The following is a 12,922-nucleotide window of genomic DNA, read 5'->3' on the forward strand; positions in this document are numbered from 1 at the left end:
TTTACTCCTCTTCAGCAGGTGATATTTTGTCGATCACCGTATCTACTACACCATCTACATAATGGATTTGAATTTTGTCTTTAGATTTCAGTTCGTTGACTGATTTGATTACTTGTTGCTCTTTCGTGGTATAACTATACCCACGACCCATAATTTTTAAAGGGCTCAACAAATCTAATTGTTGAACAGCAGAAGTAAATCGTTTTTCTTTATCTTTCATATATTGTTCCATTCGATCATGAAGAGATTTGTTCAAAAACTTCAGTTGTTGCTGCCCTTCTCTGATTTGACCTTGCGGGGTTTGTTGTCTAAATTGCGCGATGATCTCTTGGGCGGACCGTTGTTTGTGGTGATAAACAGTTTCCATAGATTGTATCAAACGCTGCGTAATTCGATCTAATTTAATTGTTTGCCCCTCATATAGGCGATTTGGCTGTTTAAATACATAAGAATTTTTCAAACGTTGATAACGGTCATTTTTTTGTTGTAGTTGATAGAGAAAGCTTTGCTCTAAACGCGTTTGCCGTTCTTGAATCTTTAAAAGCTCTTCATTCAATACAGGGACGGCTAATTCAGCTGCTGCGGTCGGTGTCGCCGCTCTGACATCGGCAACCATATCAGCAATCGTCACATCCGTCTCATGTCCAACTGAAGAAATCACTGGCGTTTTCGCTTCATAAATTGCTCTAGCAACTCGTTCTTCATTAAATGGCCACAAATCTTCGATCGAGCCGCCACCGCGACCAATGATCATTGTATCGAATGTCCCCAATTCTTCAATACGCTGAATATTGCGGACAATGTCATCAGCTGCCTGATCTCCTTGTACTAACGTTGGAAATAGCACTAGTTGCGCGATAGGGTATCTTCGTTTTACAGTTGTAATGATATCGCGGATAACCGCCCCGCTAGGGCTGGTAACAACTGCAATCCGTTTCGGATATCTCGGTAATATTTTTTTAGGGCCTTCAAATAACCCTTCTTTCCCTAGTTTTTCACGTAACTCCGCCAATGCTTGGTATAACGCACCAACGCCATCAGGTTCCATGTGTTCTACATAAATTTGGTAAGAACCTCCGCTTTCGTATAACGACACCCGCCCAACCAACAGTACTTTCATACCTTCTTTTGGTTGAAATTTAAGCTTTTGGAAAGCCGATTTAAACATGATTGCCGAAATCTTTGCGCCATCATCTTTTAAACTAAAATACTGATGAGCGTTCGGACGTAGACGAAAATTAGAAATTTCTCCCGTCAAATAAACCCGTTCCAAGTATGGATCAGCATCAAATTTGCGTTTTAAATATTTGGTTAAGGCAGTAACTGTTAAATATTGCTGCTCCATCTTCTCACCTTACTTTTGTTTTTTAGCGGCCTCTACTGTTTGGTACATCAACATCGTGATCGTCATTGGGCCAACGCCTTTGGGTACCGGCGTGATAAAACTTGCAATAGGTGACACTTCATCAAATTTCACATCACCGATCAACTTGCCATTCTCATCTCGATTCATGCCAACGTCGATCACAACTGCACCTGGTTTAACAAATTCTTTTGTCACAAAGTGGCCACGGCCAATTGCAACAACTAAAATATCTGCTTCTCTAGCAACCGCTGGTAGATCTACAGTTCTTGAGTGAGCAATCGTAACTGTCGCATTTTTCATCATTAAAAGCTGTGCCATTGGTTTTCCAACTATATTACTTCGACCGATCACAACGGCACGTTTGCCTTCTAGATCGATATCATACGCTTCAAACATTTTCATAATACCATACGGAGTACATGGGATCATCGTTGGCTCACCAATGAATAATTGTCCCATGTTCATTGGGTGAAAACCATCAACATCTTTTTTAGGATCAACAGCCAATAATACTTTTTCTTCATCAATGTGTTTTGGCAACGGTAATTGAACTAGTATTCCGTGGTAGTCTGGATCTTGATTATATTGTTCGATCACAGCTAAAAGATCTGCTTCTGAAATCGTTTCAGGCAGACGTTCTATTTTCGAGCGAATACCGATCTTAGCCGCAGCTAAATCTTTGTTTTTTACATATGTTTGACTTGCTGGATTTTCACCCACTAATAAAACAACTAAACCAGGACGGATACCTTTTTTTTCAAGTTCTTGCACTTCTTCTTTGATTTGCGCCTGCATTTTATCTGCTAGTTCGCGGCCATTGATTAACTCTCCCATTAAGATCACTCCTCATTTTTTGTTTGTATTCTTTTATTTTAGCATAATTCAGCTAGTCTTAACACTCTATAATCCTTATCTCCTTGAATTGTATAGCAATAAAACTTCTCTCCCTTTGGTCGCCAAGTATTGTTCATCATCTACTCTGGCTGAGCCAGTCGTAGTCCTTCAATTCTTAGAGCTTTAGCTCTTAGAATTTGATGAGATCGAAGCGCGGCGTAGGGATTCACTAGTAAGGTTACTTCTCTCCCTTTGGTCGCCAAGTATTGTTCATCATCTACTCTGGCTGAGCCAGTCGTAGTGATTCACAACAAAAAAGATTCAAAGTATTTCTACTTTGAATCAATATCTTTCATTACATTGGCTAAAACACCATTTACGAATTTTCTTGAACGGTCATCACTATACTTTTTAGCTAATTCAATTGCTTCATCTAAAGCAACTGTATTAGGCACATCACCGACATATAGCATTTCAAAAATAGCCATACGTAAAATGATCAGATCCATCTTGGCGATACGCGAAATCGACCAGTTGTTTCCTAAATGTTTTTTGATGATCTCGTCAAGTTCTGCTTTTCGATCACAAACGCCGCCTACCAATAAATCTAAGTAAGTTGGGACAAACTCTTCCCCATCTTCACTAATGATTTCTTGGTTATCTAACTCCAACGCATAAGAAATCGCATCTTGTTTGGTTAAGTCAACATTAAAGTCTAAAGGAAATAACGCTTGAAGCGCTTTTTCACGAATCTCATGACGAGTGAAACTTGGCTTACTCATTTTCTCCCTCATCTTCCGGGAATAATTCATCAAAATCTGGTTCAGGTAGTTTCTCAGGAACTACTGCCACTACATGAATATTTACTTCCACTAAATCGATGTCTGTCATAAACAGCACTTGCTGTTTCACTCGATCTTGCATTTCTAAAGCTACCTTAGGTACTGAGATGCCATAGTTTAAGTAACAGTAAATATCAACTTTTAAGCCTTCTTCTTCCGCTCTTAAATAAACGCCTTTACCGTGAGCAGCACGGCCTAGAAACTCTGTTACATTATTAGCAAATGTTCCACGCATACCATATACGCCATCGACTTTAGATGCTGCAATACCAATAATGACTTCAATTACCTCCGGCGCAATAACGATTTCGCCTAAAGAATCTTTTGTATTGATCACTAGATTTTTTTCTTCAGTCATTTTAATCCTCCTTATAATAAAAGCAATGCGGGCTTGTCCTGTTTTTTTCCGAGAACGAGCCTGCAAAGTTAGATAGAACAAACGTTAGCGCAGGAAACTTTCCCGTGTCTGTCAAAACTTTTACTGATTTACCTATCTACGTTTACATTCTCTCTTAGTTTATCATTAATTAGCTTGTTTCGCTACCAAAAAAACTATGAGAAAATGGGGCGAAAATGGTTTATCTGTAGAAAATAGTTCTCATCTAAAGCATTTATCATTTTTTACAATATTATTAATTCTTTAGGTGAGTGTGTTAAGACGCGATTTCCTTCTTTCGTAATCAATAGATCATCCTCGATTCTGACACCGCCAAGACCTGCTAAATAGATACCAGGTTCATCAGTGATTACATTCCCAGGTACAAATTGTTTATCTGCTCTAAAGGAAACATTTGGCCCTTCGTGGATTTCTAAACCGATTCCATGACCTGTACTATGGCCAAACGCTTCACCATATCCATAAGAAGCAATGTGATCACGAGCAATCGCATCAAGCTGAATCCCAGTTAGTCCTGGTTTAGCTTCGTCCAATACTTTTAATTGTGCTTCTAAAACGATTTGATAAATGTCTTTTAATTTGCTGTTCGGTTCGCCGATTGCAAAAGTTCTAGTCATATCTGAAACATATCCTTGATAATAACAACCGAAATCCAACGTGATCAAATCACCTTTTTCAATGATTTTTTCACTTGCCACACCATGAGGCATCGCGGAACGAACACCACTTGCAACGATGGTTTCAAAAGATACACCAGAAGCTCCTAAAGATCGCATATAAAAATCTAATTGGTTCGCAATTTCAATTTCTGTCATGCCCGGTTTGATAACTGTTAAAATGTGCTTAAAACCAAGATCTGCAATGCTGCAGGCTTTTTCGATAATAGCAATTTCTTCTTCATCTTTAACTTCACGTAGCTCTTCGATCAAACCTGCCACTGGAATTAAGTCACATGGCGTGATTTCTTCTAGTAAGCTATATTCTGCAAAACTAACAAAGGTTTCTTCAAATGCCATATTTTCTAATTGTTCTTTTTCTGCAATCGCTACTACTTCATCATAAATTGGACCAGTATTTTGAACAATCTCAAAGCCTTGTGCTTGCTCTGCTGCTTGTTCCGTATACCGAAAATCTGTTACAAAAAAAGCTTTATCTAAAGTAATCACAGCGAGCCCAGTTGTGCCAGTAAAATTTGTTAAATAGCGTAAATTGTACGGACTTGTGATCAAAAATCCCGAAAGATCATTTTTTCGCATTAATTCTCTTAATTTATTAACTCTTACCATCATTTTTTTCATCCTTCTTTCCAAAATAGGTTCGTTCCTATTATAACAAATAATGATTTCGAAAAACACCGAAGACCTGCAACCTCTAAATTATTCTAAAGTTTCTATGATACAAGCCTGATTTTACCTTTTTTTAATTTCTTTCCGTTATAGTTATAGTTGAAAGTGAGGTTACCAATGAAAAAACGCTACTTTTTTTATTTATTTTTATTAGCCATGATCGGCATGATTCTCTATGCTTTTTTTATAGAACCGAAAAGAATTGTCACCCATAACTACACTATAGGAAACAACGATGGACAAAAGCCGATTAAAATCGTTCAACTTTCTGACATTCATATTCAGGAAAAATATCCTGTTTCCCATTTAGAAAAAATCGTAACAAAAGTCAATAACGAAAAACCAGATATTATTTTGTTTACTGGCGACTTATTTGATAATTATGCCGAATATGGCCCAACAGAAGAGGTCATTACTGCATTAGGTCGACTAAATGCTCCTTTAGGAAAATATGCCGTTTGGGGCAATCATGATTATGGCGGTGGCGCTGTTCGGATTTATCCTGAGATTTTAGCAGCAGCGGATTTTCAATTACTTGAAAATTCTGGCGTAAATGTGCCAGTTTCGAACGAAAAATCAATCTACATTGGCGGTTTAGATGATTCAATGTTAGGAAATTCTTTGATTGATGATACCTTAGCCGCTCGTCAAAGTGACTATACTATTTTACTAAGCCACGAACCTGACAAAGCAGATGAAGTACTCGATCACGATATTCAGTTAATTTTATCTGGTCATAGTCATGGTGGGCAAGTGAGATTACCTTTTTTTGCGATCAAAAATGTCATGGCTGAAAAATATTTTGAAGGCTTTTATACTTTAGCAAATGACACAACTTTGTACGTTAATACAGGTTTAGGCACAACAAAAATCCCAGTTCGTTTCAGAGTTCCACCAGAAATTGCTGTTTTTGACCTTTATGTTTAGATTTTCTTTACAAACAAACGAGGTTGGGACAGAAGGGATTGCTTCTGCTCCCATCGTTTATTTGGATTCCACGTGAGCGGGATATGACTCTTTAAGTTATGTCCCGCTCACGTTTGTTTGTAAACTTATCCTATTACCTTAACACGACCGCCGACTTTTTCAGCGAATTTTTCTGCATAGTTTTTAGTTTGAAAGATTCGAGCACACGCTTTATCTCTTGTACGTTGTCCGTCTTTACCAATATACCCATGTAATACTTTTACAGCGTACATCGCCATTCCCCCTTCCTATAAAATGGATAACAACTTTCAGAATTTGTCTCCGTCTGTTGCTATAATTAACTATAACCAAAAGAACTTAACTGAAACATAAAAATCTTCGAATAAATAATGAATACTTATTAAGAAAAAACGAAGAACAATTACATTTGATTAAGAATATTTAGTACACTAGAAAAAATAAAAAGAGCAGAGATCGATCATTATCCCAGCTCCTTATATCCTATTGTATTAAATTTTCCTCTATACTAAACAATGATATCTTTCGTCTTTTTATCCATATGTATCCTAGCTGTCCAAGTTTCAAATGTAACCAGTACAGGTTCTGAGTGATTTAATTCTTTTTGGTAGCTTGACAATTTAGGTTCGATTGCTTCTACTGACTCAACTTGTTCAATGGTCAACTTCCCTTTTAAAAGCAGACTTTCATGTTTAATTTCCTCATAACAGCAAACAGATCCATTCGGGTTATTTTGGATATTTTTGACAGTCTCACCATTACCGTCCAAATAAAACTGCAACTTTAACAACCCTTCTCTCCATAACGGTTCAGAAACAGCAATAACCGTTGGAAAATTACGTTTATCAATTGTTGAAATCAAAAATACGGTACTTGAATTTAACAACCTGACAATTCGCTCATGTATTTCCATTATTGAAGGCCCCCTATTAATCAAGTTTCTACTAATTATAACAATTTTATATCAATTTAGGAAAGCTGGACCCTCTTTTAAATGAACTTTCCCCTAAATAAAAAAAATAGAAGGTTGAAACAAAAAGGAATGACCACTTTTGATCCAAGCTCTTCTATTAATTTATTTAATCATTCGTTTCTTTTAGCCAATTACTTTGTCGGCTCGTGCTTAAAATCATTCTACAGATCGGGCCCACAAGTAATAACTGCAACGGCAATGCCATAATAAGGTTTTTAGCAAAGGCATCTACATAATAACTTAGGAAGTTTTCTGTGAAACCAAATTGCATAAAAACACCATACATCGACATGAAAAAAACCATTCCTAAAACCATGCAACTAGAAACAGCAATGATCATCTGGATTTTTTTCTCTTTATTGATAGGTAAAGCAAAAGCAATTTTTTTAGCTGGTGACGAAACAATTAAGACATCAAATAGAAACGCTACAATAAATCCTGGTATCAATCCACCAAATAAATTGCTTAATGAAAATTGTCCATGTAATAAAAGATTATAGGCGCTCATTGACATCACCATAGAAAAACAGACAATCGTTGTGAAGAAAATTCCTTCTTTTTTGTTTTGTGGCATACATACACTCCTCTTTTTTTAATAACAGAGTTTATGCTACCATAAAATAATTTTTCTCGTAAGTTAAAATTTTTTAATGATACTGATTGGAGTAGAAATAAGTGCCTGAGGGCGCAAAAAAAGCTCTATCCTTAGATAAAAGATAGAGCAAATCAGTTCAAAAATTATTGAGCTACTGGGTAAACAGACACTTGTTTTTTGTCACGGCCTTTACGTTCAAAACGTACTACGCCGTCTACTTTAGCAAATAAAGTGTCATCTCCGCCAATACCTACGTTAGCACCTGGGTAAATTTTAGTTCCGCGTTGACGGTATAAAATTGATCCACCAGTTACTGTTTGTCCATCAGCACTTTTAGCACCTAGGCGTTTAGATTCTGAATCACGTCCGTTGGAAGTAGAACCTCCACCTTTTTTGTGGGCGAATAATTGTAAATTCATGTTTAATAACATAGTCTGCACCTCCTATTTTTCATTTATGGTTTTGACTTGAATAAATTCAAGATTTTCTTGCTCAACTGCTTGTAGACCCAATAAAAGGTTTTCCAAGAGAATTTGGGCTATGTTGGTTTGTTCCTGATTGGTATTTGAAATCACTTCAACATAAAGGTAACCACCTTCATCTTCGTTGGTTTCAACAATCGGTTCAAAGCCAGCTAATGCATCAATACCGTTGACAGTGCTAATCGTTAAAGCAGAAACTGCTGCACAAACGATATCGCTGCCATATGGACCTGATTCCGCATGCCCTGAGACTTCAAATGAAACGATTTGACCTGCGCCATTTCGTTTAAAAGAACTTTTAATCATTGATAGGCCTTCTTTCCTATGCAACTTAAAAGAATTATGCGTTAATTGCGTTGATTACAACTTTTGTATATGGTTGACGGTGACCTTGTTTGCGGTGAGTGTGTTTTTTAGGTTTGTATTTGAAAGTCACGACTTTCTTTTGTTTGCCGTGTTTTTCTACAGTTCCTTCGACAGTTGCACCTGCGACAGTTGGAGCTCCTACTTTCGTAGATTCGCCACCCACTAAGATAACTTCGTCAAAAACAACTTTTTCGCCAGCTTCTACGTCTAATTTTTCAACGTAAATCGCTTGACCTACCTCAACTTTTACTTGTTTACCACCAGTTTTGATAATTGCGTACATGCTATACAGCACCTCCTTCTTCTAGACTTAGACTCGCCATCCCAAGTGACAACGATTGTTGTGCTTACAAAAACTTGTTCTGTGCGGTTGTAGCTGTGGAGTCCACAATTACAACATTAATATCATATCAAAATAAAGAGTGAGAGTCAATAAAAACTTAGTGATCTAGTGATATAAACTACTTTTCAAAAAAACTTTGTTGTTATTTCTAATTTATGATTGACTTTGTTTTCCATGTTCATTATAATAAACTCTGTTGCGTTAACATTTTGCGCCAATAGCTCAGCTGGATAGAGCACTCGCCTTCTAAGCGAGCGGTCGGGAGTTCGAATCTCTCTTGGCGTATTATTTTAAGCGTGTATCACAAAAAACACCAACCTGTTAAACGGTTGGTGTTTTTTTATTATGTTTATGAAAGTTCTACTTTTCCTGTGTAAAGTTGATGATAAATTCCTTTTTCTTTGAGCAAGTCCTCATGACTCCCTCGTTCGATGATTCGTCCATGATCCATCACCATGATCGCATCTGAATTTTGAATAGTCGATAATCGATGGGCAATAACAAATACCGTTCTTCCCTTCATCAAACGATCCATCCCTGCTTGTACATGTTTTTCCGTTCTGGTATCAATACTTGACGTTGCTTCATCTAAGATCATGACAGGCGGATCTGCGATTGCAGCCCGGGCAATCGATAATAATTGGCGTTGCCCTTGCGACAATCCATCACCATCACCTGTGATCACAGTATCATATTTCTCAGGTAAATTATTGATAAAGTCTTCCGCATTCGCTAACTGAGCTGCTTTGATCACGTCTTCATCCGATGCATTTAATTTTCCATAACGAATATTCTCACGAATCGTTCCCGTAAATAAATGGGTATCCTGCAAGACAATCCCTAATGATCTTCTTAAAGAACTTTTTTTGATTTTTTTCACGTTGATTCCATCATAACGTATTTTCCCTTCTTGAATATCGTAAAAACGATTGATCAAGTTAGTGATCGTTGTTTTCCCCGCGCCTGTAGCTCCAACAAAAGCGACTTTTTGCCCTGGTTCTGCATAGAGATTGATGTACTTTAAGACTCTGTTTTTATCTGTATACCCAAAAGACACATCTTCAAAACGCACGTCTCCAGTTAATTCAGTATAGGTCACTGTACCATCATTATGCGGATGTCTCCAAGCCCAGATACCCGTTCTAGTTTCACTTTCAACTAATTTATCTCCATGTCGATTCACATTAACTAACGTCACGTAGCCATCATCTACCTCTGACTTTTCATCGATCAAAGTAAAGATTCGGTCAGCTCCAGATAATGCCATGATAACAAAATTTATTTGTTGAGACACTTGACTGATCGGCATATTCAAAGAGCGGCTTAATTGGAGAAAAGAAGCGATCATCCCAATCGTTAAACCAGAAACACCATATACTGAAAAAATTCCTCCAACTACTGCTAGAAGTACGTACTGAATATTTAATAAATTCATCATGATCGGCATCAAACTATTGGCATACTTATTTGCTTGAGTAGCGCTTTGTCGCAGTTCTTCATTCATAGCTTTAAATTGTTTGATTGTTTGTGGCTCATGATTAAAAATCTTCACCACTTTTTGTCCATGCATGATTTCTTCGATATAACCGTTCACACTTCCTAAATCACGTTGTTGTTTCCCGAAATACTGGCTACTACGACCAGCAATCAGACGAATCGTAACAATCATCACAGAAACAGAAACAATCACAACAAGCGTCAGCGGAACACTAATGGTAAACATTGCAATAAACACACTAATAAAACTAACAACAGCCATGACTAGATTGGGAATGCTTTGAGAAATCATTTGCCTTAAAGTATCCGTATCATTCGTAAAATGACTCATAATATCTCCGTCAGAATGTGAATCAAAATAACGAATCGGCAATGTTTCGAGATGGGTAAACATCTCATCACGAATCGTTTTTTGAGTCCCTTCACTAATTCGTACCATGATTAAGTTAGACAACAAATTTGAAATAATTCCTACCCCATAAATCAGTGCCATTGTCATAATTGCCTTTAATAGTCCAGAAAAATTAGGATTATCTTGTCCAAGTAGCGGCGTAATATAATCATCGATCACCACTTGTAAGAAGAGCGAGCCACGAACGTTAGCAAAAGTACTAAGTAATATGAGAATCAGTACCAGTATGAGCTGTAGCTTGTACTTTTTAAACATATATGAAAACAGTCGTTTCAACGTTTTCAAAGGATCTTGATTTTTCTGAATCCCTTTTGTTTGTTCATCACGCATCCTCTTCACCAAATCCTTTCTTTTGAGATTCATACACTTCTTGATAAATCTGGTTATTCGCTAATAATTCATCGTGTGTTCCAATGGCATTGATCAAGCCTTTGTCCATGACAATAATCCGATCAGAATCTTCAATAGAAGACACACGCTGACCGATAATAAATGTTGTCGTTCCAGGAATTTCTTGTCTCATTCCTTCTCTGATCAAGCGGTCTGTTTTCGTGTCTACTGCACTTGTTGAATCATCCAAAATTAAAATTTTAGGTTTCTTCAACAATGCTCGGGCAATACACAGACGCTGTTTTTGTCCCCCAGAAACGTTATTTCCACCTTGGGAAATCAATGTATCGTATTTATCTGGAAATTCTTGAATGAAGCTATCAGCTTGTGCAATTTTACAGACTCTGATCAAGTCTTCATCTGTCGCATCTTCATTTCCCCAGCGCAGATTTTCTTTGATTGTTCCTGTGAACAGCACATTATTTTGTAAAACCATGCTGACTTGATCTCGCAATGACTTCAGATCATATTCACGAACATCGTGTCCACCAACTTCTACTGAACCTTGTGTCACATCATATAATCTTGGAATCAACTGAACTAATGTTGACTTAGAACTACCTGTCCCACCAACGATTCCAATCACTTCGCCAGATTTTATCTCCATATTCGCATGCATCAATGCCAATTTTTCAAGATCATTCGCATAACTAAAACATACATCGTTAAATCGAACAGAGCCATCCGGTATTTCAAAAAGAGGATTTGCATTATTTTTTAAATCACTTTCTTCAGATAATACTTCTGTGATCCGTTCAGCCGAAGTCCGTGCAATCAATACAATGACAAAAACCATCGATAACATATTTAAACTCATCAAAATCTGCATTGTGTAGGTAAACATGCTGACTAACTCTCCAGTGGTCAACGTGCTACCAACTACAAATTTTGCTCCTAACCATGAAATCAGTAACATACATGTATATACTGCAAACTGTAAAATAGGATTATTGAATGCAACAATACTTTGTGCTTTTGCGAATGTTTTGTAGATATCTTTAGATACTGTTTTGAACTTCTCGTCTTCATGCTTTTCTCTTACATAAGATTTAACTACCCGAATCCCTTGTAGATTTTCTTGAACAACATTATTTAGTTTGTCATAGATCCGAAAAACCTTATTAAAATTCGGATGTGCAAAATAAATAACAGCTGCAAGACCAATCATAAGAAAGGGCACAACGCCTAAATAAATCAATGATAGATCCTTGTTGATACTAAACGCCATCACTAATGAAAAAATCATGATCAACGGACTGCGAACTAAAAGCCGAATAATCATTTGATAAGCATTTTGAACATTGGTCACGTCTGTTGTCATTCGTGTAATCAAACTTGACGTGGAAAAACGATCAATGTTTGAAAATGAAAACCCTTGGATACGAACAAACAATTGATCTCGTAAATTTTTGGCAAAGCCAGCTGATGCCACAGCAGCATATCGACCTGACATCGCACCAAAAAACAAGGCAATAATTGCACAAACAAATAAAATCGCGCCATACATTAAAATCGCTTTGGTATTTCCTTTTTCGATGCCGTTATCGATCATCATCGCCATAACTAAAGGGATGATAATATCTAAAATCACTTCCCCTGTTACATAAAGTGGGGTAATAATACTTTCTTTTTTATAGACACCAATATTCGAAATTAGTTTTTTTATCATGTAATCAGATCACCTTCCTTATTTATTTGTTTGCTATTCTCAGATAATTTCCCCATCACTTTAAAGAAGATTATCAGCTCCTCTTCAGTAATTCCTTGAACAAGTAATGCATCAAATTTATGTAGCTTCACGATGTTTTCTTTGACTTTTTGTTTCCCTAGGTCAGTTAAGATTATGGTTTTAAAACGATTATCTTCTTTACAGCTACTTCGTTCAATGAATAAGCGTTTCTCCATCGTTTGCAGAACACCTGTCGCAGTAGAACGGCGAATATCAAATTCTTGCTCTATATCTTTTTGATAGACGGGTATTTGTTGACTATTACGGCGGTGAATAAAATTAAGAATGCGCATTTGGATACTTGAAGAGGCCTCGCCGTCGTCTTCTTTTAGAATTTCTGCTGCTTTTCGATTGAGTTCGTTGGCTAAAATCCTGATTTTTAGACCGATTTTTCTGTCCATGATT

At 37.0% G+C, this 12,922-nt stretch carries 15 protein-coding genes, 1 tRNA gene and 1 other annotated feature; of the genes, 2 read left to right on the forward strand and 14 right to left on the reverse strand.

The window, feature by feature from the left end; all coding sequences use genetic code 11:
• Window position 1 precedes the first annotated feature (1 nt).
• The 5 genes from xseA to AC4BB7_RS13665 form a co-directional block, all read right to left on the reverse strand.
• Window positions 2-1,345, reverse strand: coding sequence for an exodeoxyribonuclease VII large subunit (xseA, locus tag AC4BB7_RS13645; protein ID WP_086314018.1), 1,344 nt, complete (start codon window positions 1,343-1,345; stop codon window positions 2-4).
• Between the two features lie 9 nt (window positions 1,346-1,354).
• Window positions 1,355-2,200, reverse strand: coding sequence for a bifunctional methylenetetrahydrofolate dehydrogenase/methenyltetrahydrofolate cyclohydrolase (locus AC4BB7_RS13650; RefSeq protein WP_086314019.1), 846 nt, complete (start codon window positions 2,198-2,200; stop codon window positions 1,355-1,357).
• 332 nt (window positions 2,201-2,532) lie between these two features.
• Complete coding sequence (nusB, locus tag AC4BB7_RS13655; protein WP_170922974.1) at window positions 2,533-2,982, reverse strand: transcription antitermination factor NusB; 450 nt, start codon at window positions 2,980-2,982, stop codon at window positions 2,533-2,535.
• Window positions 2,975-3,400 carry an Asp23/Gls24 family envelope stress response protein gene (locus AC4BB7_RS13660; RefSeq protein WP_010771224.1) on the reverse strand — a complete coding sequence of 142 codons (426 nt, stop codon included), beginning with the start codon at window positions 3,398-3,400 and terminating at the stop codon, window positions 2,975-2,977. The genes nusB and AC4BB7_RS13660 overlap by 8 nt, the downstream gene beginning before the upstream one ends.
• A gap of 263 nt (window positions 3,401-3,663) precedes the next feature.
• Window positions 3,664-4,728, reverse strand: a complete 1,065-nt coding sequence (locus AC4BB7_RS13665; RefSeq protein ID WP_490483394.1) for a M24 family metallopeptidase — start codon at window positions 4,726-4,728, stop codon at window positions 3,664-3,666.
• Between the two features lie 174 nt (window positions 4,729-4,902).
• On the opposite strand from AC4BB7_RS13665, the gene AC4BB7_RS13670 reads away from it, so the two are divergent.
• On the forward strand, window positions 4,903-5,712 hold the full coding sequence (locus tag AC4BB7_RS13670) for a metallophosphoesterase (protein WP_490483395.1): 810 nt from the start codon (window positions 4,903-4,905) through the stop codon (window positions 5,710-5,712).
• Between the two features lie 125 nt (window positions 5,713-5,837).
• Here AC4BB7_RS13670 and AC4BB7_RS13675 read toward each other — a convergent pair whose 3' ends face one another.
• The 6 genes from AC4BB7_RS13675 to rplU all read right to left on the reverse strand — a co-directional run bounded on the left by AC4BB7_RS13675 (window position 5,838) and on the right by rplU (window position 8,429).
• Window positions 5,838-5,984, reverse strand: coding sequence for a hypothetical protein (locus AC4BB7_RS13675; protein WP_490483396.1), 147 nt, complete (start codon window positions 5,982-5,984; stop codon window positions 5,838-5,840).
• Between the two features lie 254 nt (window positions 5,985-6,238).
• Window positions 6,239-6,643, reverse strand: coding sequence for a pyridoxamine 5'-phosphate oxidase family protein (locus AC4BB7_RS13680; RefSeq protein WP_086314024.1), 405 nt, complete (start codon window positions 6,641-6,643; stop codon window positions 6,239-6,241).
• Window positions 6,644-6,809: 166 nt separating this feature from the next.
• A complete protein-coding gene (locus AC4BB7_RS13685; RefSeq protein ID WP_086314025.1) occupies window positions 6,810-7,277 on the reverse strand; it encodes a DUF2798 domain-containing protein in 468 nt (155 codons plus the stop codon).
• Between the two features lie 164 nt (window positions 7,278-7,441).
• Window positions 7,442-7,729: a 50S ribosomal protein L27 gene (rpmA, locus tag AC4BB7_RS13690; protein WP_010762831.1), complete on the reverse strand. Its 288-nt coding sequence runs from the start codon at window positions 7,727-7,729 to the stop codon at window positions 7,442-7,444.
• A gap of 12 nt (window positions 7,730-7,741) precedes the next feature.
• On the reverse strand, window positions 7,742-8,086 hold the full coding sequence (locus tag AC4BB7_RS13695; RefSeq protein ID WP_086314026.1) for a ribosomal-processing cysteine protease Prp: 345 nt from the start codon (window positions 8,084-8,086) through the stop codon (window positions 7,742-7,744).
• A 34-nt stretch (window positions 8,087-8,120) separates the two neighbouring features.
• Window positions 8,121-8,429, reverse strand: a complete 309-nt coding sequence (gene rplU, locus AC4BB7_RS13700; protein ID WP_010762829.1) for a 50S ribosomal protein L21 — start codon at window positions 8,427-8,429, stop codon at window positions 8,121-8,123.
• A gap of 19 nt (window positions 8,430-8,448) precedes the next feature.
• Window positions 8,449-8,528, reverse strand: a sequence feature (ribosomal protein L21 leader region).
• A 172-nt stretch (window positions 8,529-8,700) separates the two neighbouring features.
• Here rplU and AC4BB7_RS13705 point away from each other — a divergent pair.
• Window positions 8,701-8,774: transfer RNA gene (locus AC4BB7_RS13705), tRNA-Arg, on the forward strand.
• A 64-nt stretch (window positions 8,775-8,838) separates the two neighbouring features.
• Here AC4BB7_RS13705 and AC4BB7_RS13710 read toward each other — a convergent pair.
• Genes AC4BB7_RS13710 through AC4BB7_RS13720 form a run of 3 tightly spaced genes read right to left on the reverse strand, consistent with a single transcriptional unit; the run spans window position 8,839 to window position 12,918 of the window.
• On the reverse strand, window positions 8,839-10,728 hold the full coding sequence (locus AC4BB7_RS13710; RefSeq protein ID WP_490483397.1) for an ABC transporter ATP-binding protein: 1,890 nt from the start codon (window positions 10,726-10,728) through the stop codon (window positions 8,839-8,841).
• On the reverse strand, window positions 10,721-12,457 hold the full coding sequence (locus AC4BB7_RS13715; protein WP_490483398.1) for an ABC transporter ATP-binding protein: 1,737 nt from the start codon (window positions 12,455-12,457) through the stop codon (window positions 10,721-10,723). The genes AC4BB7_RS13710 and AC4BB7_RS13715 overlap by 8 nt, the downstream gene beginning before the upstream one ends.
• Entirely contained in the window at window positions 12,454-12,918 is a 465-nt protein-coding gene (locus tag AC4BB7_RS13720) for a MarR family winged helix-turn-helix transcriptional regulator (RefSeq protein WP_490483399.1), read from the reverse strand. Before AC4BB7_RS13720 ends, AC4BB7_RS13715 begins: the two co-directional genes overlap by 4 nt.
• Window positions 12,919-12,922 lie beyond the last annotated feature (4 nt).

Source organism: Enterococcus sp. AAFC-DPL-5182, from assembly GCF_058216605.1.